This is a genomic window from Scandinavium tedordense (assembly GCF_024764965.1).
Lineage (GTDB): Bacteria > Pseudomonadota > Gammaproteobacteria > Enterobacterales > Enterobacteriaceae > Scandinavium > Scandinavium tedordense.
Genome location: NZ_JALIGG010000057.1, coordinates 210,212 through 229,603 on the forward strand (window position 1 = coordinate 210,212; position 19,392 = coordinate 229,603).

Genomic DNA, 19,392 nt, shown 5'->3' on the forward strand with positions numbered 1-19,392 from the left:
CCCCTCATCCCGGCCTTCACCTCTTTGGGGAGAGGGTTAGGGTGAGGGGCAAACCGCACAGGAGCTACCATGTTCGACACCCTCTCAAAAGCCGGTAAATACCTCGGGCAGGCAGCCAAAATGATGATTGGCGTACCTGATTACGACAACTACGTCGCACATGTGCGCCTGACCCATCCGGATCAGACGCCGATGACTTATGAAGAATTTTTCCGTGAACGCCAGGATGCACGCTACGGCGGCAAAGGCGGCGCGAAGTGCTGTTAGCGTCAGGCGTTCAGACCACCATCAACGTCGAGTCCAGTGCCGGTGATTTGCCCGGCGGCGGGGCTGACGAGGAACGTAACGGCGGCGGCGATATCTTCCGGTTTACCGTAATGACCAATCGCAATTTGCTGGCGCTGGCCCTCTGCCTGTTCGCCGTCGGCCGGGTTCATGTCACTGTCGGTCGGACCAGGATGCACCAGATTGACGGTGATGCCTCTCGGGCCTAAATCGCGGGCCAGCCCACGGGTGAACGAGTTCAGCGCCGATTTGCTCATCGAATAGACCGAGATGCCGCCAAACGGCACGCGGTTCGCCAGACAACTGCCGATATTAATGATTCGTCCCCCCTGACCTAGATGGGCCAGCGCGGCCTGGGTCGCAATCACCACGCCTCGAATATTCACCCCAATCACCGCATCAATATCTTCCAGCGACATCGATTCCAGCGGGCCGTCGCGGGCGATCCCTGCGTTGTTGACCAGAATATCCAGCCCGCCCAGGGTTTCGGCTGACGCATTAACCGCCTGCACGATAGCCTGTGCATTGCTGCTGTCTGCCTGAATAGCATGGCCTTTGCGGCCCAGAGCGCGGATTTCTTCCACCACCGCCTGCGCCTTATCGGCTGATTTTTCGTAAGTAATAACCACGTCAGCGCCAGCGTTCGCCAGTGAAAGCGCGATAGCACGCCCAAGCCCGCGGCTGGCCCCGGTCACCAGCGCGCGTTTACCTGTCAGAGAGATATGCATAGTTGCCCCAGAGAGAGTGATGAACATGGATGAGAGTCATCATTAGGTATAGAGGGCAAACTTCCCCCGTCAATGCGCCAGACGGGGGAGATTAAGCGAGACGTTCAGAATGAAGCGCTTAGCGCGTCGACAGAAGTCGGCCAGCCGCTGGAAGCTGCCGCGATGCGAGAAGTGGTTGGCTGGCCCAACAACCACACGAATATCGGTGTTGCTCATTTGTTATTTTCTTGTGTATTATCGCTATCCGGATAGTATGTCTGGACATCCGGATGGCTAATATTATTTTGCTTTATCTTATGCCTTTTACGCCGTTGTCAGTTAAGTACGGCTGTGAAAGAGTCCTCGAATCAGACGATTAACAAGAAGGTTTTCAGCGAATGGCAGCCAATTGCCTCGAGATGCGCGACATCAGCCTGGCCTTTTCCGGTTTTAAGGCCCTGACGCAGGTGACCTTTACCCTCACCGGCGGGTCTGTGCATGCCCTGACGGGGGCCAACGGCGCAGGCAAATCGACGCTGATGGCCGTGTTGTGTGGCACGTACGACCACTATGACGGCGAGATTTTTCTCGACAATGAGCCGGTGATTATTCGCTCCCCGCGCGATGCAAAAAAAGCGGGTATTCATCTGGTGCAGCAGGAAGTGGACGTGGCGCTGGTGCCGGGTCTGTCAGTGGCAGAGAACATTATGCTCGACCATCTGGCCGGGCCGGGATACCGCTTTAGCTGGCGGCAGGTGCGTCAGCAGGCGAAAGCAGCGTTAGCGCAGCTCGACGTGCAACTCGATGTGAAGCGCACCATCGACAGCTGTTCTCTGGCAGAGAAACAGCAAATTTTACTGGCACGCGCACTGTCGCACCATTGCCGTTTTCTGATCCTCGACGAGCCGACCGCCCCGCTCGACAGTCACGAAAGCGAACGCTTGTTTACGGTGGTCAGACGTCTGCAATTGCAGGGGATTGGCATGGTGTTTATCTCTCACCGCATTCACGAATTAAAAGCCATTTGCGACACCCTGACGGTATTGCGCGATGGACGCTTAATCGAAAGTGGACCGATGGCGGCGCTGAGCGGCGAGCAGATTGTGGAAAAAATGCTCGGCCACGAGCTGACCGATATTTTTCCGGCGGCGCGCCCGGTTCACAGCGACGAAGTGGTGTTGCAGGTCGACGGATTACATGACGAACAGCGGTTGCAGGACATCTCTTTGCGGCTGCGCAAAGGCGAGATTCTGGGCATCGCCGGGCTGGCGGGGGCCGGGAAAACCGAACTGTGCAAGGCGCTGTTTGGCGCCAGTAAAAGCCGCGTTGAGCGCGCCGAGCTGAACGGGCAACCGTGGCGGCCGCGTGATCCGGCGGATTCGGTGCTGCGCGGGCTGGCGTTAGTGCCGGAAGAGCGACGCAAAGAGGGTATTTTCATCGATGAGTCTATCGGCATGAATCTGGCGGTGGGGGCGGATAACAGCTTTTCCCGCTGGAGCATGTTCGGGCATCGAAAAGCCTGGCGCTGGGCGGAAGAGGTTATCGCCCGCGTCGGCATTCGTACCACTGGCCCGGGGCAGACGCTGCGCAGGTTGTCGGGCGGTAATCAGCAAAAAGTGGCGATTGGCAAATGGCTGCGCGGCAACGCCAACGTACTGATTTTTGACGAGCCGACCAAAGGCGTGGACGTTAAAGCCAAAACCGATTTGTTCAATCTGATTGACGGCCTGGCCCGCGAAGGCAAAGGGGTGATTTACGCCTCCGGCGAATTTGCGGAGCTGGTCGGTTTATGCGACCGGATCTGCGTGTTGTGGGACGGACGAATTGTGGCAGAAGTGGCGGGCGCTGAAGCCCGTGAAGAAACCCTACTTTATTACTCCACCGGAGGAGCGGCGTCGTGAGCAAGGCCCTGACAGTTAAAGCGGCGGTATCAGGCCGTCAGCAGTTTTTCGATTTTCTCTATAAGTGGGGCATGTTGCTGACCGTGGTGGCGCTGGTGGCCATTTTCGGCCTTGCGTCGGACAATTTCCTCGATCCGTTCAACATCATCAACATTCTGCGTTCGATTGCCATCGTGACGGTAATTGCCGTTGGCGTGTCGATTTCCCTCACCGTCGGCGGTTTTGATTTGTCCGTCGGTTCGACCGCGTCGCTGGCGAATGCGCTGGTGATTTCGCTGTTCGTCTGGCACGGCTTTGGCACTACCGAAGCGATTGTGGTCACGCTGCTGCTGTGCACGCTGGTGGGGCTGTTTAACGCCTTTTTGATTGTCATTCTGCGCATTCCGGACATGCTTGCGACGCTCGCCAGTCTGTTCGTGGTACAGGGCGTGGCGGCGACCTACAGCTTCGGCGGTTCGATAACTGAAAACATGGTGCTTCCGAGCGGCGATATGGCGGAAGGCACGATTCCAGCGGCGTTTGGCCTGCTCGGCCAGGTGCCGACGATCGTGATTATCATGCTGGTGGTTACAGTGGTGGCGCAGCTGGTGCTGTCGCTGACCACTCACGGGCGCCGGATGTATGCGATTGGCGGCAACCCGGAAGCGGCGCGCCTGTCGGGCCTTCGCACCACGCGCTACAAAGTGGCAGCCTACGTGATTGCTTCGTTGCTCGCCGGACTGGGCGGCATTCTGCTGGCGTCGCGCATTGGTTCGTCGCAGGTGAATGCGGGCAGCGGCTACCTGATGGACGCGGTCGCGGCGGCGTGGATTGGCTTCTCGCTGGCAGGTTCGGGTAAACCGAACGCGCTCGGCACGCTGGTGGGGGCGGTGATTCTCGGCGTGCTGTCAAACGGACTGGTGATGTTGTCGGTGCCGTATTACGCGATGGACATCATCAAAGGTCTGGTGCTGGCTGGCGCGTTGGCGCTGACCTATTTCCAGCGTCGGACATAACCATTGGTAGATAACAAAAGTTCAGACATAACAACAATCAGGGTAAACATAATGAAAAAAATCACGCTGTCACTCATCGCGCTCGGGTTGCTCAATTCCGTCGCTGCCTATGCCGAAACGCCAACCCCAGTTCCGGCGGCGATCGCCAACCACAGCGGCCCAATCCGCATCGCGATTGTGCGTAATCTCGGTTCAGACGACAACACCACACAGTTCGTCTCCGGTGCCATTCAGGAAGGAAAAAAGCTCGGCTTCAAAGTCAGTACCTTTTTGAGCAACGGCGACGACGCCAAATTCCAGGACTTCGTCAACCAGGCCATCAGCCAGAAATATGACGGGATCATCCTGTCGCAGGGGCGCGATCCGTACTCCACCGAACTGGTGAAAAAAGCGGTCGATGCAGGCATCAAAGTGGCGGTGTTCGATACCGCGGTGAACGGCGACATCCCGGGAGTGACCGTCACTCAGCAGGATGATGGCTCGCTGACCGATCTCTCTTTCGGCCAACTGGTGAAAGATTTCAACGGCAAAGCCAACATCATCAAACTGTGGGTGGCAGGATTCCCGCCGATGGAACGCCGCCAGGCGCAGTACCAGACGCTGCTGAAGCAGAATCCAGGCATTCACGAACTGGAGTCTATCGGCGCGGTCTCTTCTGATGTGCAGGGCGACACCGCCAATAAAGTCGGTGCGGTGCTGGCGAAGTATCCGAAAGGCAAAATCGATGCTATCTGGGGCACCTGGGATGCGTTCAGCCAGGGTGCGTATAAGGCGCTGAAAGAGAACGGTCGCACTGAAATTAAACTCTACAGCATCGATGTCTCTAACCAGGATTTACAGCTGATGCGTGAAGCGAACAGCCCGTGGAAAGTGAGCGTGGCGGTGGATCCTAAGCTGATTGGTGCCACCAACGTGCGCCTGATTGCCAATAAAATCGCCGGAGAACCTACGCCTGCGACCTACGATTTCAAAGCGGCGGCGATTCCTCAGGCGCTGCTGGCGGCTCAGCCGGGGGCGGTGAACGTGGCAAGCCTTGGTAAAATCGTTCCAGGTTGGGGGCAGACCGAAGATTTCGTCGCGCCGTGGTTTGCGACGCTAGAAGCGAAAAACAAGCAATAAAGTGAGAAACGCCTCTCCCGTTGCGCGGGAGAGGCGGGGCAGGGGGTTAACTGTACTGCCGAATCCGCGCAATCAGCTCATCAACATTGTCAATTCGCTCCGCCAGCACAATCAGTGCGCGCCCCAGCGAAATCGCATGGCGCAAACACGCATGGCGCATGGTGTCATCTTTGATGGTCTCGATATCTGCCACGTGAGACAACCCGACGCTACGGCGAATCAACTCGGTGCCGCAGAAGCCCACCGCGTCATGCCACACCTTTTTCAGAAACTCGCTCGCATAACCCGGGTAAGCCAGCGCGGTATCCTGGGTCTTTTCCGTCGCCAGCGCCTGGAAATGTTCGGCAAAGGTATTCCACAGTTCCTGAATATCCACCAGACGCTGCTCGCGCCCTGCGGCGGCATCACGAATGCCTAAGTGGCCCGGTAATCCGCAGTAGTTCAGCAGCAGGTTGCCCACCGCCGTGCCGATGTCAAAACCGATCGGGCCGAAGTAGCCAAACTCTGCGTCGATGGCCTTCAAACTGCCTTCGGCGACAAAAATAGAACCGCTGTGAATATCGCCGTGCAGCAGCGCTTCCGCCTGTGAGAAGAAGCGGTGCTTGAGTGATGCTACCGCCAGTTTCAGCTGTGCATCGTCACGCAGGGCGGCCACGTCGGCTTCAATCTCTGCCGGATAATTATTGCGCTCGTGCACCTGATACGGGTCGTTGAAAAACAGGTCTTCCGTAATTTCGCACATTTCCGGGTTGATGAAATTCGCCACCTGGGCCTTTTTCTGATGCGGATGCAGGTAGAAATCGCTGGTGTGGAACAACGTTTGCGCCAGGTAATGCCCCAGCTGCTGCGCCGCCTGTGGGTAATATGCGCCCTGAATCAGCTCGCCGCGCCAGATGCGGTGGTTGGATAAATCTTCCATCACCATCACCGCCAGTTCCGCGTCGAAATGGTGGATTTTCACCGTGTGTTCCGGCGCGTGCTGATAATGCTCGACCAGCGTTTGCGCTTCGAGGCGCGCGCGATCCAGCGTTAATGGCCAGGATTCGCCCACGCAGCGTACGTACGGCAGCGCCTGTTTGACGATAACGCGGCTCACGCCGTGGGTGTCGAAGATTTTAAACACCAGGTTGAGATTGCCGTCGCCGACCTCCTGCGCTGAAACCAGCTCGGACGGGTCGTCGAGTCCGCCAAATTGTTGCGCATAAGCCACGGCATCGTGGGCTGTGAAGGTATGGTATTGCGACATTGCCTCGATCCTCATGTTCTCGTGATGAGATAGCCAGAAATAAAGCCATTCAGACGTCTATACATCTGTAATTCATCCTGACACAATGTGACACAACAACGCAACAGGGATTTAACGATATGCAGACATTACAGACCACCAGCCTGTGGGTGCGCGACAATCAGCTTTTTATTCTGGATCAGCAGGCGCTGCCTCAGACGTCACGTTGGCTGGACGCCAACAGCGTTGAGGCGCTGGTCGGCCATATTCATGCTTTGCGGGTGCGCGGTGCGCCGTTGATTGGCCTTTCCGCCAGCCTGCTGCTGGCGCTGCTGGCTGAGCGCGGCCTGAATCGCGATGCGCTGCTCAATGCGCTGGAAACGCTGCGGGCCTCGCGCCCGACGGCGGTCAACCTGATGAACAATCTCGACCGCATGAAGCTTGCGCTGGCGCAGGAAGACGTCGTTCCGGCGCTGGTGGCCGAGGCACTGCGACTGATTGAGGAAGACAAGCAGCTTTGCGAGCGCATCGCCATCGCGGGCAGCCAACTGGTAAAACCTGGCAGCCGTCTGCTGACGCACTGTAACACCGGCGGGCTGGCGACGGCGGGCGTGGGTACGGCGCTGGGCGTGATTAATTTTGCCCATCAGCAGGGCAACGTCGCTAACGTCTGGGTCGATGAAACGCGTCCGCTATTGCAGGGGGGGCGGCTCACCGTGTGGGAATTGGGTGAACTGGGCGTGCCGTATCAGCTCATTACCGATTCGATGGCTGCAAGCCTGATGGCGAAAGGGCTGGTCGACGCCGTTTGGGTGGGCGCGGATCGCATTGCTGCCAACGGCGATGTGGCCAATAAAATCGGCACCTATTCGCTGGCGGTACTGGCGAAATTCCACGGTATTCCGTTCTACGTTGCCGCCCCGCAGACCACGCTTGATCCGAACTGTCCGAACGGCGAGGCAATCCCGATTGAGCAGCGCGCGGCGGCGGAAGTCACCGGGGTGGCGGGTAGTTTCGGCGATGTGCAGTGGGCGCCCGAAAATGCCCGCGTGTATAACCCGGCGTTCGACGTCACTCCCGCCGCGTTAATCAGCGGTTGGGTGCTGGACATCGGGGTGGTCACGCCAGAAGAGGTCGCCGCAGGGAAATTCGCCTGAATCGTCTCGCTTTAAGGGGTTCCCTTACAGAGGAGATTATCGTGACTCTTGACCCGAATACTTTCCTGAAGCTGGAGCGCGTGGTGGATGCACCACGCGAGCTGCTGTCGACCTGCTGGACCACGGCGGAGCACATCAAGAACGTCTTCATTCTCGTGCCGCATAAGGTGGTCGAATGCCCTTTCCCGGGGGAAAGGGCAAAATAAAAGGCAGAGCTTAAGCCAGCGTCGGATACCCGGTCGCAATCTCACTCCCGGTGAACTGCGCAATCCAGCCTTCCGGGTTATCGAAAATGCGGATAGCCGTAAAGTTCGGCTCTGAACCCATATCAAACCAGTGCGGCGTACCCGCTGGCACCGAAATTAAATCGTTTTTCTCACACAGCACCTGATACACCTCATCGCCGATGTGCAGGCAGAACAGCCCCGCGCCTTCGACAAAGAAGCGCACTTCGTCTTCGCCATGAGTATGTTCGTTGAGAAACTTCGCCCGTAGCGCGTCTTTCTGCGGGTTATCGGCGCGCAGGCTAATCACATCCCAGCTCTGATAGCCTTTCTCCTCAACCAGTTTGTCGATGGCGTGCTGATACGCGTTAATCACCGTCTCCGGCGTCGGGTTTAGGCCCAGATCCCGGTCGGCTTCCCAGCGCTCAAAACGCACGTCTTTGGCGTTCAACTGCTGCTGAATGGCATGGCCATCGGTACTGTGCCAGGTTGGCTCGTTGGCGTTTTTAGCAGAGAAAATAGTCAGGGCGCTCATGAGGGGATCTGCTCCGGATGAATGTCGTCGAAACGGGAAACCTGATGATGGTGACTGGCGGTGTCGCCGTCGCCACGAATTAATTGCACGGTACGGAAACCGGCCTGTTCGGCGGCATCCAGCTCCTGGTGAATATCGGAGAGGAACAGGATTTGCCCGGCCGACTGCCCAATCTGCTGTGCAATATTCTGGTAAGACTGCACTTCGCGTTTGGCGCCGACGTGGGTGTCAAAATAGCCGCTGAACAGATGAGTAATATCACCTTCATCGCTGTAGCCAAATAACAGTTTTTGCGCCGCCACCGACCCGGAGGAATAAACATACAGATCAATGCCCTGCGATTTCCATTTTTCGAGCGTCGGCAGCACGTCCGGGTAGAGATGACCGGTAAAGTCGCCGTTCACATAACCGTCGCGCCAGATGAGTCCTTGCAACGCTTTCAGCGCGGTTGATTTGCGGTCTTCATCCATAAACGCGAATAATGTTTGCGTCAATGCTTCCGCACTGGCTTCGGGCTGCGCGATTTCGGCACGCAGTGTGTCGAGAGCTGACTTCACCGGTTCGGCAAACTGCTGCGCGTTGATAAACGCCGCCAGGCGCGCGCGTGCATAGGGAAACAGCACGTCATGGACGAAGCGAATATCGCTGGTGGTGCCTTCAATGTCGGTCACAATAGCGCGGATCATGGTTTCTCCAGTTGGCGTAGTCGCAGTTCGCACTCAAATAAAAATTCCAGCCCTTCGAGGTGACGACGCGCTTCTGCGACGTCGCGTCCCCAGCAGGTCAGGCCGTGACCGCGCAGCAGAAAACCGTAGCTGAGCGGGCGCTCTGTGGCGTAATGTTCGATGCGGCGGGCGAGGGCGTCAATATCCTGGTCGTTATCAAATACCGGGATCGCCACGCCGTCGAGGTGGCTGCGTTGACCGCGCAGGGATTTTTGCATTTCATAGCCGCGAAGCACCAGTTCGGCAGATTTTTCGACCCGTGACAGCACCGTCGCATTCACGGTGTGAACGTGTAGCACCGCGCCGGCTTCCGGGAACAGACGATAAATCAGGGTATGAAGCCCGGTTTCGGCAGACGGTTTACGCCCGGATGGCGCCTGATGAGTGGCGATGTCCACCTGCAAAAAATCGTCGCCAGTGAGGCTGCCTTTGTCTTTGCCGGACTCGCTCAACCAGCACCGGTTAGCATTTTCGCGTACGGACATGTTTCCGCCGGTGGCGGGAGCCCAGCCTTTAGCGCCTATCCAACGACAGGCGTCGACGAGGGCATCGAGTTGCAGGTTTTCAATCATCTTGCCATTCTCCGGGCCGGTGAGTGCGTTGTTGTTTAGACGTCTAAGCGTCTTGATTGCCAAATACTAACATCGTGTTATAGTGTCAGCAACAACCGCATTACATTCGGGTAAAACGATAATGATCCATAACCGACTGATTCCGCAGAGTAAACTCCCTAATTTGGGCACCACGATATTTACGCAGATGAGCGCCCTGGCGCACGAATATCAGGCGATTAACCTGTCTCAAGGGTTCCCTGATTTCGACGGCCCACGCTATTTGCAAGAACGCCTGGCGTGCCACGTGGCTCAGGGTGCAAATCAGTATGCGCCGATGACCGGTGTGCCGGCACTGCGTGAGGCGATTGCGGCGAAAACGGCGGAGCTTTACGGACACACGCCGGATGCCAATACCGACATCACCGTCACCGCCGGGGCGACCGAAGCGCTGTATGCGGCGATCACCGCGCTGGTGCGTGAAGGTGATGAAGTTATCTGCTTTGACCCGAGCTATGACAGCTATGCGCCTGCGGTGGAACTGTCCGGCGGCATTCTCAAGCGTATTGCCCTGCAGCCACCGCATTTTCGCGTGGACTGGCAGGCGTTTGCCGAACTGCTGAGCGACAAAACCCGGCTGGTTATTCTTAACACGCCGCACAATCCGTCGGGCACTGTTTGGCAGAAAAGTGATTTTGAGGCGCTGTGGCAGGCGATTGCCGAGCATGAAATCTACGTCCTGAGCGACGAAGTGTACGAGCACATCTGTTTTGCCGCTGAAGGGCACGCCAGCGTGTTGGCGCATCCTCAGTTGCGCGAGCGCTCTGTGGCGGTGTCGTCATTCGGTAAAACCTTCCACATGACCGGCTGGAAAGTCGGGTACTGTGTGGCTCCGGCGGAAATCAGTGCCGAGCTGCGAAAAGTGCATCAGTATCTGACGTTTGCGGTGAATACCCCGGCACAGCTGGCGCTGGCGGATATGCTGCGCAACGAGCCGGAACATTACCGGGAACTGCCGGATTTCTACCGCGCACGTCGCGATCTGTTTATTGAAGCGCTCGGCAGCAGTCGTCTCGAAATTCTGCCCTGCGAAGGCACCTATTTCCTGCTCGCGGACTACAGCGCCATTTCCAGCCTCGATGATGTGAGTTTCTGTCAGTGGTTGACCAAAGAAGTGGGGGTGGCGGCGATCCCGCTGTCGGTATTCTGCGCCGATCCTTTCCCACACAAGCTTATCCGACTGTGCTTCGCTAAACAGGAATCGACGCTGCTGGCTGCCGCTGAACGGCTGTGCAAACTCTGATTATTTTACCGTCCACGCTTCGGAGAATTGGCGGTCGCTGAACATATCCAGCAGACCGTTAATTTGCCGTAAGCGCAGGACTTCATCGGCATCCATCCCAAGTTCCACCCCCATTTTTTCATCCGTCCAGCCAAGCTGGGTGAGCTCCCGCACGATTTCTGCCATGGCGTTGATTTGATGGCGGCCGCGCGCCCGGTTGTGACGGATAGTCGATGCCATACGCGCGGGCTCATCCTCGATTTCTGAATGCAGGATGCTGACGGGCACATAGCCTTTCAGCCGCTTTTTGAGCACGGGTTTTGATTTCACCAGCTGATGTCGGTGAAAACCATCCACAATTTCGTACTGATTATTATGCGGGCCATGCACCACAATCGGCTGAGTAAATCCGTCGGTTTCCAGCGATTTCAGCAGCAGCCGTTTTTCAGGCGGGGCGACATTATTGGGGTTGTAATCATTCGGGGCGATGTTCTCCTGTTTTATCCATAATACGCAGTCCACGGGCTCATCGCGGAATGGACTTTCCCGATGCAGCGCTCGACGGACATTATTGATTGCCTCAATACGTGCTTTTTCCGGAAGCGTGGTCAGCCAGGCCGTCATCTGTTCAATCATTTGCTGTTGCATAAAATTCCCCATTCCTGACGTTTAGTCGCGATGCGCTGGTTATAGCGCTGATAGTGTTTGGCCTTTGTTGGGCTGAACGACAGCATTCGGCACCAGTAATCGTTGTTCAGCAGCACCTTGCAGATCCGTCGCCAGGAAGGGGTATCTTTCGCCGCAATATCCTTCGGCTGTGTATCGGGGATGACGTCCATTCCATGCTTTTTGTACCACTGAAGGTACACGGCAATTTTATTACGATAGTGGTTTGCGGTTGAGGGCGGCATGGTTTCGAGCAAAAAAAGGGCGTAGGTTTCCCAGTTGTAACCTTCGGGTTTTTCCATCTTTCGGTGGCCGTAAAACTGATTGTCGCGGCCAGCGTAAATCCCGCCGCAGTTGATGCCTCCGACACGCTGGCACATAGCGGCCCAGCGCCCTGGCTCGAGAACGTGATAGAGCCACAACCCCTGGCGCTGCTCGGGGCCAAACGGTTCGCAAATACGCATATAGCGCAGCGGGACGCCGGCCTGATACATCAGGTTGTACAATGGGTTATAGCGCAGCGTGGTGCGTGAAAACCATGTCCAGATGTCGGCCGTTTTCCAGTCATAGATGGGGTAGACATACCAGCTGTGGCCGCCCCGTGCCATGCTGGTCCAGGGTTTGTCATCGGCAAATCGCAGTTTGTCCTTTGCGGCTACGGCTAAAAAGCGGGTGTAGGATTCATCAGCACGGATCCCGATACTGATTGCTGCGGGACGATTCTGAGAGAACCAACCGGCAAAATGAGTGACAAATTCTTCGAACGTCATGCCCGATTGGTAAAACGGGAAAAACGCCGGATCCGTTATTGCATCGGCGGGTGGCTGGCGTACCCACGGCGTATTGGGTTCCCAACAACACCACTCCGGTGTGAATTGCGTTAAAGCATTGGGGGTCGTCAACGGCAGCGCAACCCAATAAAAAGTGTCGATGACATCGGCATATTCCGCCCGCATGTCCTTACAATGTTGAATTGTGCTGCTGAACTGCGCTTCCCAGTCAATAAATAAAACACTGAACTTCTTATTCTGTTTTCTGGCTATTATTCCGGCCAGGTGCAGCATAACCGTAGAATCTTTCCCACCGGAAAATGAGATGCAAACACGGTCAAAATTATTGATCATCCAATTTATTCTGTCTGTTGCTGCGGTTAAGACGTTTTGCTGAAGAGGGAATTTATACATCGACATTCAATTGCCTTTATTTGTGTCCTTTTATAAAAGCAATATATATAAAATAAGCATTTTAGTAAATTGTGTTCTGCAACTTTAAATATATATTGTCTGTATAATAATTTATTAAGTATACACTTTATGAATATTAAGGTGGGCAGGGTAATAGATGTATAGCATGGAAGGTAAATAGGGTAAGGCAATTAAGCTCTCGCCTTACCCTTTCATTTATTTTTCGCCCATCATCGCTTTCAGGTTTTCAGCATCAGGCAGGCCGACAACCTGCTGGAGCGTATTATCCGCGTTGAGATAATAAATCGCTGGCGTGGCGTTGGCGCCTAATTCGTCCATGATTTTCTGGTTATCGTTCAATATTTTCATCTGCGCCGGATCGACCGATGTCGGCACGTCGAGCTTCAGTTTGCCGCCGGATTGTTCGTAATCATGCCACGTTTTCGCCGGATCCTTGCTGGTCATGATCGCGGCGGCCGTCGCCGGACTTTCTGGTTTGATTACGCCCACCATTAGCGTACGCAGTTGCACTTTGCCGGATTCAACCCACGGACGCGCCTGTTGCCAGAACTGTTTGCAGTACGGGCAGAACGGATCGGCGAAGACATAAATCACGCGTGGCGCCGATTTTTTACCGTCAAGGATCCAGCTCGCTTTCTCCATCTTCTGCCACAACTCGCGGCCCGCCGGGGCGTAAAGATCCTTCTGAATCAATTGTTCACTGAGGTTAGTGCCTTTGTCGTCATACATGTAACCCGAAATGGCGTGCTTGCCGTCCGGCGTGACATAGATGGTCACACCCATGTCCTGATATTTACCGAGATAGCCTTTCATACCGCCCGGCGCGTCGAAAGGTTTGATTATCGTAATCCCTTGTTTCTCTATCGCTTTTACCGGCGCGGGCAGCTCTTCAGCTGTGGTCAGAAAGGGGGCGAGAGTGAGCAGCAGGGCGAGCTTACGCATAGTAACTCCTTGTAAAATAAGTGGGTGATATCCAATGAATGGTAGAGCCTATCACAACCATAGATAAGACCCAGGCGTGGTGCAATTGCTCTTACAAAAGGGGAGTGGTCTAATCCTTCCTGCTATTACGACCTTTAACGAGGTTTTGTAGAGCGCAACGCACAGCCAGCTTGCTGGCACTGAACACCCCCAGGGGCTTTCAGGTAACAAGGCCGCCTGAAAAGGTGGCCTTTTTACGTTCAGGGTTCATTAAAATTGTTGTGGCGGTTTGTTAGCTAACGCTTATTGATTTGATAAAGGAAACGCATTAGCCCGTTGAGTCAAAGTTAGTTACCTTACTTCCCAACGACAACACGGAGGAAGTACAGATGTCCTTAATTAACACCAAAATCAAACCTTTCAAAAACCAGGCTTTCAAAAACGGCGAATTCGTAGAAATCACGGAGAAAGACACCGAAGGTCGCTGGAGTGTGTTCTTCTTCTATCCGGCTGACTTTACTTTCGTTTGCCCGACCGAACTGGGCGACGTGGCCGACCATTACGAAGAATTCCAGAAACTGGGTGTCGATATTTACTCCGTTTCTACTGACACCCACTTTACCCATAAAGCGTGGCACAGCAGTTCCGACACCATCGCCAAAATCAAATACGCGATGATCGGCGATCCAACTGGCGCCCTGACCCGTAACTTCGAAAACATGCGTGAAGACGAAGGCCTGGCCGACCGTGGCACCTTCATCGTTGATCCGCAGGGCATCATTCAGGCCATTGAAGTTACCGCTGAAGGCATCGGCCGTGACGCATCTGACCTGCTGCGCAAAGTGAAAGCGGCACAGTACGTCGCTTCCCACCCAGGCGAAGTGTGTCCGGCGAAATGGAAAGAAGGTGACGCCACATTAGCGCCTTCATTAGATCTCGTTGGCAAAATCTAAAATTTCCGGTGTCTTTCACGGCACAGATGCGTTGGCGTCACGTGTTCACCCTGGTCACTTACTGTTTGTAAGCTCCCGGGGTTTCACAAGCTAGACGCCTTCCTGTGACGCGAAATACGTGGAAATTGATTCTCCGAAACGGGTGCTGTTATGCACCCGTTTCAATCCAAATCCCATGATGCAAGCTGCATTCAGGCTGCCCGTTTAAGGCTGCTTGCATGATGATGTTTTATGAGAGGGAAGAACGATGCTCGACACAACCATGAAAACCCAGCTCAAGGCCTACCTTGAGAAACTGACGAAACCTGTTGAGCTGATTGCCACGCTGGATGACAGCGCTAAATCGGCAGAAATCAAGGAACTGCTGGCGGAAATCGCCGAACTCTCCCCGAAGGTAACCTTCAAAGAAGATAACAGCCTGCCGGTGCGCAAGCCTTCTTTCCTGATTACCAACCCGGGCTCCACCCACGGGCCGCGCTTTGCAGGCTCCCCGCTGGGTCATGAATTTACTTCGCTGGTGCTGGCACTGCTGTGGACCGGCGGTCATCCGTCAAAAGAAGCGCAGGCGCTGCTGGAGCAAATCCGTGATTTGGACGGCGATTTCGAATTCGAAACCTATTACTCGCTCTCCTGCCACAACTGCCCGGATGTCGTTCAGGCGCTGAACCTGATGGCGGTGCTGAACCCGCGGATCAAGCACACCGCCATTGACGGTGGCGTGTTCCAGAATGAAATTACCGATCGCAATGTGATGGGCGTTCCGGCGGTGTTTGTGAACGGTCAGGAGTTTGGTCAGGGTCGCATGACGCTGGCGGACATCGTGGCGAAAGTGGACACTGGCGCGGAAAAACGTGCGGCGGAAGAGCTGAACAAACGTGATAACTACGATGTGCTGATTGTTGGCTCCGGTCCGGCGGGCGCGGCGGCGGCGGTGTACTCTGCCCGTAAAGGCATCCGCACTGGCCTGATGGGCGAGCGTTTTGGTGGCCAGGTGCTCGACACCGTCGACATCGAAAACTACATTTCCGTGCCGAAAACCGAAGGTCAGAAACTGGCGGGCGCGCTCAAGCAGCATGTTTCAGACTATGATGTGGACGTTATTGATTCCCAGAGCGCCAGTAAACTGGTGCCTGCGGCAGTAGAAGGCGGTTTGCATCAGATTGAAACGGCGTCTGGCGCGGTGCTGAAAGCGCGCAGCGTTATCATTGCCACCGGTGCGAAATGGCGCAACATGAACGTCCCGGGCGAAGACCAATATCGTACCAAAGGCGTGACCTACTGCCCGCACTGCGATGGCCCGCTGTTTAAAGGCAAACGCGTGGCGGTGGTCGGCGGCGGTAACTCCGGTGTTGAAGCGGCTATCGATCTGGCGGGTATTGTTGAGCACGTTACGCTGCTGGAATTTGCCCCAGAAATGAAAGCCGACCAGGTGTTGCAGGACAAAGTGCGCAGCCTGAAAAACGTCGACATCATTCTGAACGCGCAAACGACTGAAGTGAAAGGCGACGGTACCCGCGTGGTTGGGCTGGAGTATCGCGACCGCGTCAGCGGCGACACGCATCAGATCCCGCTGTCCGGCATCTTTGTGCAGATTGGTCTGCTGCCGAACACCACTTGGCTGGAAGGCGCGATTGAGCGCAACCGCATGGGCGAAATCATCATTGATGCTAAATGCGAAACCAGCGTGAAAGGCGTGTTTGCGGCGGGCGACTGCACCACCGTGCCGTACAAACAAATTATTATCGCTACCGGCGAAGGTGCCAAAGCCTCTCTGAGTTCGTTTGATTACCTGATACGCACCAAAACGGCGTAATACAAAAAAAGTAAGACCACACCTGCAATGTAAAGAGGCTACCGAAAGGTAGCCTCTTTTTTTACGCGTGGACTGGCAGGGGATTACCGCACTACCAACACTGGCACATGCGCGTGACGAATCACGCTCGAAGCATTGGAGCCGAGCAGGTGCGTGGCAATTGACGGATTGCGCGAGCCAATCACCACCACGTCGGCCTTGAGATCTTTGGCCAGTTCGTTCACCACGTCACGCACGTTGCCCATCAACACATGGGTTTTGATCCGCGAAGGGTCGATGCTGAAATGGTCAACCATGGTTTTCAGGCGCGTTTCCGCCTCATGGTAAAGATGTTCTTCAAAACGACGTAAATCGGCGGCGAAGCGGCTCATGGTCAGGCTTGCGGAACCGGGCAGGACATGCAAAAGATGGATAATGCCTTCCTGCTGGGCGAGAAATTCCGCATGACGTACGGCCTTGTCACTCAGCGCCATTTCGAAGACATCAACCGGCATTATGATGGTGTTATACATACAATGGCCTCCATGTAACGATACGGCTTAGATACCTGGCATCATTCAGGCTGCATCTTTGTTGGCTACGGTCACTCGCCTGAATCACTTAGTTTACTAAGCTCATCGGGACTCATTCTCTTGCCGCCGCGATGCAACTCGAATTATTTTGGGTATATACAAGCATATTCGTCGACTTCTTTGTGCCATTCACGTCGCAAATATCACCTTCAGACGGTGCTGGGAGGGTAAAGTTTTGTGGGGGAGGAAAACGGAAAGAGGATGTGGGGAACATCCTCTGAAAAAGGCGGGTCAGACGCGCTTATCGGTTAAATTCACCGGCGGCTTCGGGCTGATACAGCAACTCCAGCACTTCTAAATGCGTTTCGGTGCCGTTCGGCAGCGACCAGTGAATGGAATCGCCCACGCGAAGGCCAAGCAGGGCTGCCCCGACCGGTGCCAGAACCGATAGCTGCGTCGCGCTGTCGGTCATATTGACCGGGAATACCAGCGTGCGCACGCGTTCTTCCTGGGTGCTCAAATCGCGGAAGCGGACCTGGCTATTCATGCTGACCACATTGTGCGGCATCTCCTGCGGGGAGCACATTTGCGCCCGATCCAGTTCGTCATTCAGCGCAGCCGCAACCGGGGAGGTTGCCCACTCTGGTCGTTCCAGCAGGCGGTCGATGCGTTCGGCATCTAACTCATTAATGATGATGGCGGGTCTGGTCATTGTTGACTCCATGTTTTCCAGGGTGAGATCCAGCTACTTGTTTCCAAAAGAAAACCCTCGTCGTACAGGACGAGGGTTTAGGGTCTGATCATGATACTGACTGTGGTCGGATCTTTGAAGTGATTTATACCCGTCATTCTTCAAGCTGCATCTTTGTTGGCTATGTTCACGCGCCCGAATCACTTAGGTTACTAAGTTCATCGGGACGCATTCTCTTGCCGCCGCGATGCAACTCGAATTATTTTGGGTATAGCTCACATTAGAAGATCAGGCTACCAATCAGCGCGAACAGGAAGGCGAGGCCGCCAAGCAGCGTTTCCATCACCGTCCAGGTTTTCAGCGTGGTCTTTTCATCCATTTCGAGGAAGCGACCGACCAGCCAGAAACCGGAATCGTTCACGTGGGACAGCACCGTTGCGCCACCGGCGATAGCGACCACGATAAAGCACAGGTCGAGCTGGCTGATACCGGTAGTGGCGTGGACCATCGGCGCAACCAGCGCGGCGGTAGTGGTCAACGCAACCGTGGCAGAACCTTGCGCCACGCGCAGCGCTGTCGCAATCACGAACGCGGCTACGATGACCGGCATTCCGGTATTGGACAATACGCCTGCCAGCGCATCGCCAATCCCGCTGGCGCGGAGAACGCCACCGAACATACCGCCTGCACCCGTGACCAGAATGATGCCGCAGATTGGGCCTAATGCCCCATCACAGATTTTTTCCAGATGCTTACGACTGTGCTGACGGCTGAATACCATCAGGGCGAAGAAGACGGTAATCAGCAGCGCCACCGGCGTTTTACCGAGCATACGCAGGAAGTTGACCAGCGTATCGTCTTTCGCCACCCAACCCAGCACAATGGCGGTATTGAGGCCAGTTTCCAGGAAAATCAGCACCAGCGGCATCAGCAGAATGGTCAGCACCATACCGAATGAAGGCGGCTTGTGGTTGGGATCGGCTTCGACCGCACCGAGGAAAGAAGACGGCAGTTTAATGTCGAATTTTTTCCCGGCGTACAGACCGTACAGGTATGCGCCGAGGTACCAGGTTGGCAGGGCGATAATCAGGCCGACAATCACCAGCAGGCCAATGTTCGCGCCGAGCAGTTCAGCCGCGGCAACGGGGCCTGGATGTGGTGGAACCAGCGCGTGCATGACCGCAAACGCACCCGCTGCCGGGAAGGCATATTTCAGCGTAGAACCGCCAAACTGTTTGGCGACGCTGAAGATAATCGGCAGCATCACCACCAGACCGGCGTCGAAGAAGATAGGGAAGCCGAACAGCAGCGACGCCACACCCAGCGCGAACGGCGCGCGGTGCGCACCAAATTTGTTAATCAGCGTATCAGCCAGCACTTTTGCACCGCCGGAGACCTCCAGCAGTCGGCCAATCATCGCCCCCAGACCCACCAGCAGCGCAACGCCAGCCAGCGTACCGCCGAAGCCGGTCAGCAGCGTCGGCACCACTTTGTCGAAAGGCACTTTCGTCAGCAGTGCCACCACGATGCTGACCAGGGTTAAGGCTAAAAAGGCATGCACTTTGAAGCGCATGATCAAGACCAGCAACAGGGCGACTGCCCCTGCTGCGATGCCGAGCAGCGTACCGGCTCCCAATGCGTTCGTAACTTCTGTCATCTTTATATCCTCTGTAACGTGACAGCGAAAAGGGTAGTGATAGTCTGGCTTAATCCCTGCGTTTATCACTGATACCGGTAACATGATACTGGTAACATAGCGGGTGTTGTAAATATGCTTCGACACATTTATTAACACTTTGGGAGCCACTTCAAATATCCGAAAGAATTATCGATTTGGACAATATTTGTTCGATAAACGTGATCGATTTCAAATCTGGCATATTCTTGTTAAGCACCGCTGCGCCATCCGGCGCCAGCATGACCAG

19 protein-coding genes and 2 pseudogenes are annotated in these 19,392 nt (G+C 55.4%); 9 read left to right on the forward strand and 12 right to left on the reverse strand.

Features of this window, described 5'->3' with window-relative positions; translation table 11 throughout:
- Positions 1-69: 69 nt before the first annotated feature.
- Complete coding sequence (locus tag MUU46_RS16880; RefSeq protein ID WP_110511097.1) at positions 70-267, forward strand: YbdD/YjiX family protein; 198 nt, start codon at positions 70-72, stop codon at positions 265-267.
- 2 nt (positions 268-269) lie between these two features.
- On the opposite strand, the gene MUU46_RS16885 is transcribed toward MUU46_RS16880, so the two are convergent.
- Both MUU46_RS16885 and MUU46_RS16890 read right to left on the reverse strand, forming a co-directional pair.
- The gene (locus MUU46_RS16885; RefSeq protein WP_258966121.1) at positions 270-1,013 is read right to left on the reverse strand and encodes a 3-oxoacyl-ACP reductase family protein; all 744 of its coding nucleotides are present in this window, start codon (positions 1,011-1,013) and stop codon (positions 270-272) included.
- 132 nt (positions 1,014-1,145) lie between these two features.
- Positions 1,146-1,229 (reverse strand): annotated as a pseudogene (locus tag MUU46_RS16890) (hypothetical protein); the annotation flags it as partial.
- Between the two features lie 161 nt (positions 1,230-1,390).
- Between MUU46_RS16890 and MUU46_RS16895 the strand changes: the two are divergent.
- Genes MUU46_RS16895 through MUU46_RS16905 form a run of 3 tightly spaced genes read left to right on the forward strand, consistent with a single transcriptional unit; the run spans position 1,391 to position 5,007 of the window.
- The gene (locus MUU46_RS16895) at positions 1,391-2,893 is read left to right on the forward strand and encodes a sugar ABC transporter ATP-binding protein (protein ID WP_258966122.1); all 1,503 of its coding nucleotides are present in this window, start codon (positions 1,391-1,393) and stop codon (positions 2,891-2,893) included.
- The gene (locus MUU46_RS16900; RefSeq protein WP_159754575.1) at positions 2,890-3,888 is read left to right on the forward strand and encodes an ABC transporter permease; all 999 of its coding nucleotides are present in this window, start codon (positions 2,890-2,892) and stop codon (positions 3,886-3,888) included. The genes MUU46_RS16895 and MUU46_RS16900 overlap by 4 nt, the downstream gene beginning before the upstream one ends.
- 51 nt (positions 3,889-3,939) lie before the next feature.
- A complete protein-coding gene (locus MUU46_RS16905) occupies positions 3,940-5,007 on the forward strand; it encodes a sugar ABC transporter substrate-binding protein (RefSeq protein WP_159754572.1) in 1,068 nt (355 codons plus the stop codon).
- Positions 5,008-5,053: 46 nt separating this feature from the next.
- On the opposite strand, the gene mtnK is transcribed toward MUU46_RS16905, so the two are convergent.
- Complete coding sequence (mtnK, locus tag MUU46_RS16910) at positions 5,054-6,253, reverse strand: S-methyl-5-thioribose kinase (RefSeq protein WP_258966123.1); 1,200 nt, start codon at positions 6,251-6,253, stop codon at positions 5,054-5,056.
- A 119-nt stretch (positions 6,254-6,372) separates the two neighbouring features.
- Between mtnK and mtnA the strand changes: the two genes are divergently transcribed.
- Both mtnA and MUU46_RS16920 read left to right on the forward strand, forming a co-directional pair.
- Entirely contained in the window at positions 6,373-7,389 is a 1,017-nt protein-coding gene (gene mtnA / locus MUU46_RS16915) for an S-methyl-5-thioribose-1-phosphate isomerase (protein ID WP_258966124.1), read from the forward strand.
- Between the two features lie 41 nt (positions 7,390-7,430).
- A pseudogene (locus tag MUU46_RS16920) lies at positions 7,431-7,568 on the forward strand (polyketide cyclase); the annotation flags it as partial.
- 37 nt (positions 7,569-7,605) lie between these two features.
- Here MUU46_RS16920 and MUU46_RS16925 read toward each other — a convergent pair.
- From MUU46_RS16925 to MUU46_RS16935, 3 genes are read right to left on the reverse strand one after another with little or no spacing between them, the layout of a single operon-like run.
- A complete protein-coding gene (locus MUU46_RS16925; protein ID WP_258966125.1) occupies positions 7,606-8,148 on the reverse strand; it encodes a 1,2-dihydroxy-3-keto-5-methylthiopentene dioxygenase in 543 nt (180 codons plus the stop codon).
- On the reverse strand, positions 8,145-8,834 hold the full coding sequence (mtnC, locus tag MUU46_RS16930) for an acireductone synthase (RefSeq protein WP_258966126.1): 690 nt from the start codon (positions 8,832-8,834) through the stop codon (positions 8,145-8,147). The genes MUU46_RS16925 and mtnC overlap by 4 nt, the downstream gene beginning before the upstream one ends.
- Positions 8,831-9,445, reverse strand: a complete 615-nt coding sequence (locus MUU46_RS16935) for a methylthioribulose 1-phosphate dehydratase (protein ID WP_258966127.1) — start codon at positions 9,443-9,445, stop codon at positions 8,831-8,833. Before MUU46_RS16935 ends, mtnC begins: the two co-directional genes overlap by 4 nt.
- Positions 9,446-9,566: 121 nt before the next feature.
- Here MUU46_RS16935 and MUU46_RS16940 point away from each other — a divergent pair, with 121 nt between their 5' ends.
- Complete coding sequence (locus MUU46_RS16940) at positions 9,567-10,727, forward strand: pyridoxal phosphate-dependent aminotransferase (RefSeq protein ID WP_258966128.1); 1,161 nt, start codon at positions 9,567-9,569, stop codon at positions 10,725-10,727.
- Here the strand turns inward: MUU46_RS16940 and MUU46_RS16945 are convergent, their stop codons facing one another.
- The 3 genes from MUU46_RS16945 to dsbG all read right to left on the reverse strand — a co-directional run bounded on the left by MUU46_RS16945 (position 10,728) and on the right by dsbG (position 13,519).
- Positions 10,728-11,354 carry an IbrB-like domain-containing protein gene (locus MUU46_RS16945; protein WP_258966129.1) on the reverse strand — a complete coding sequence of 209 codons (627 nt, stop codon included), beginning with the start codon at positions 11,352-11,354 and terminating at the stop codon, positions 10,728-10,730.
- Positions 11,339-12,562 (reverse strand): phosphoadenosine phosphosulfate reductase, encoded by a 1,224-nt coding sequence (locus MUU46_RS16950; protein WP_258966130.1) that lies wholly within the window; start codon positions 12,560-12,562, stop codon positions 11,339-11,341. Before MUU46_RS16950 ends, MUU46_RS16945 begins: the two co-directional genes overlap by 16 nt.
- A 210-nt stretch (positions 12,563-12,772) precedes the next feature.
- Positions 12,773-13,519 carry a thiol:disulfide interchange protein DsbG gene (gene dsbG / locus MUU46_RS16955; RefSeq protein WP_258966131.1) on the reverse strand — a complete coding sequence of 249 codons (747 nt, stop codon included), beginning with the start codon at positions 13,517-13,519 and terminating at the stop codon, positions 12,773-12,775.
- 368 nt (positions 13,520-13,887) lie between these two features.
- Here dsbG and ahpC point away from each other — a divergent pair, with 368 nt between their 5' ends.
- Both ahpC and ahpF read left to right on the forward strand, forming a co-directional pair.
- On the forward strand, positions 13,888-14,451 hold the full coding sequence (gene ahpC, locus MUU46_RS16960) for an alkyl hydroperoxide reductase subunit C (protein WP_159754543.1): 564 nt from the start codon (positions 13,888-13,890) through the stop codon (positions 14,449-14,451).
- Between the two features lie 247 nt (positions 14,452-14,698).
- Complete coding sequence (gene ahpF / locus MUU46_RS16965; RefSeq protein ID WP_258966132.1) at positions 14,699-16,264, forward strand: alkyl hydroperoxide reductase subunit F; 1,566 nt, start codon at positions 14,699-14,701, stop codon at positions 16,262-16,264.
- 83 nt (positions 16,265-16,347) lie between these two features.
- Here the strand turns inward: ahpF and uspG are convergent, their stop codons facing one another.
- The 3 genes from uspG to MUU46_RS16980 all read right to left on the reverse strand — a co-directional run bounded on the left by uspG (position 16,348) and on the right by MUU46_RS16980 (position 19,124).
- Positions 16,348-16,776 carry a universal stress protein UspG gene (uspG, locus tag MUU46_RS16970; protein WP_258966133.1) on the reverse strand — a complete coding sequence of 143 codons (429 nt, stop codon included), beginning with the start codon at positions 16,774-16,776 and terminating at the stop codon, positions 16,348-16,350.
- A 301-nt stretch (positions 16,777-17,077) separates the two neighbouring features.
- Positions 17,078-17,488, reverse strand: a complete 411-nt coding sequence (gene rnk, locus MUU46_RS16975; protein ID WP_159754534.1) for a nucleoside diphosphate kinase regulator — start codon at positions 17,486-17,488, stop codon at positions 17,078-17,080.
- Between the two features lie 259 nt (positions 17,489-17,747).
- Positions 17,748-19,124: a GntP family permease gene (locus tag MUU46_RS16980; RefSeq protein ID WP_159754531.1), complete on the reverse strand. Its 1,377-nt coding sequence runs from the start codon at positions 19,122-19,124 to the stop codon at positions 17,748-17,750.
- Positions 19,125-19,392: the final 268 nt, after the last annotated feature.

Excerpts from the sequence above, each read along its gene's own strand:
- MUU46_RS16880 (WP_110511097.1), top strand. The coding sequence starts at position 70 with ATGTTCGACACCCTCTCAAAAGCCGGTAAATACCTCGGGCAGGCAGCC.
- mtnA (WP_258966124.1), top strand. The coding sequence starts at position 6,373 with ATGCAGACATTACAGACCACCAGCCTGTGGGTGCGCGACAATCAGCTT.
- mtnC (WP_258966126.1), bottom strand. The coding sequence starts at position 8,834 with ATGATCCGCGCTATTGTGACCGACATTGAAGGCACCACCAGCGATATT.
- MUU46_RS16940 (WP_258966128.1), top strand. The coding sequence starts at position 9,567 with ATGATCCATAACCGACTGATTCCGCAGAGTAAACTCCCTAATTTGGGC.
- mtnK (WP_258966123.1), bottom strand. The coding sequence starts at position 6,253 with ATGTCGCAATACCATACCTTCACAGCCCACGATGCCGTGGCTTATGCG.
- ahpC (WP_159754543.1), top strand. The coding sequence starts at position 13,888 with ATGTCCTTAATTAACACCAAAATCAAACCTTTCAAAAACCAGGCTTTC.
- MUU46_RS16980 (WP_159754531.1), bottom strand. The coding sequence starts at position 19,124 with ATGACAGAAGTTACGAACGCATTGGGAGCCGGTACGCTGCTCGGCATC.
- MUU46_RS16885 (WP_258966121.1), bottom strand. The coding sequence starts at position 1,013 with ATGCATATCTCTCTGACAGGTAAACGCGCGCTGGTGACCGGGGCCAGC.
- MUU46_RS16950 (WP_258966130.1), bottom strand. The coding sequence starts at position 12,562 with ATGTCGATGTATAAATTCCCTCTTCAGCAAAACGTCTTAACCGCAGCA.
- MUU46_RS16935 (WP_258966127.1), bottom strand. The coding sequence starts at position 9,445 with ATGATTGAAAACCTGCAACTCGATGCCCTCGTCGACGCCTGTCGTTGG.
- ahpF (WP_258966132.1), top strand. The coding sequence starts at position 14,699 with ATGCTCGACACAACCATGAAAACCCAGCTCAAGGCCTACCTTGAGAAA.
- uspG (WP_258966133.1), bottom strand. The coding sequence starts at position 16,776 with ATGTATAACACCATCATAATGCCGGTTGATGTCTTCGAAATGGCGCTG.
- rnk (WP_159754534.1), bottom strand. The coding sequence starts at position 17,488 with ATGACCAGACCCGCCATCATCATTAATGAGTTAGATGCCGAACGCATC.
- dsbG (WP_258966131.1), bottom strand. The coding sequence starts at position 13,519 with ATGCGTAAGCTCGCCCTGCTGCTCACTCTCGCCCCCTTTCTGACCACA.
- MUU46_RS16905 (WP_159754572.1), top strand. The coding sequence starts at position 3,940 with ATGAAAAAAATCACGCTGTCACTCATCGCGCTCGGGTTGCTCAATTCC.
- MUU46_RS16925 (WP_258966125.1), bottom strand. The coding sequence starts at position 8,148 with ATGAGCGCCCTGACTATTTTCTCTGCTAAAAACGCCAACGAGCCAACC.
- MUU46_RS16945 (WP_258966129.1), bottom strand. The coding sequence starts at position 11,354 with ATGCAACAGCAAATGATTGAACAGATGACGGCCTGGCTGACCACGCTT.
- MUU46_RS16895 (WP_258966122.1), top strand. The coding sequence starts at position 1,391 with ATGGCAGCCAATTGCCTCGAGATGCGCGACATCAGCCTGGCCTTTTCC.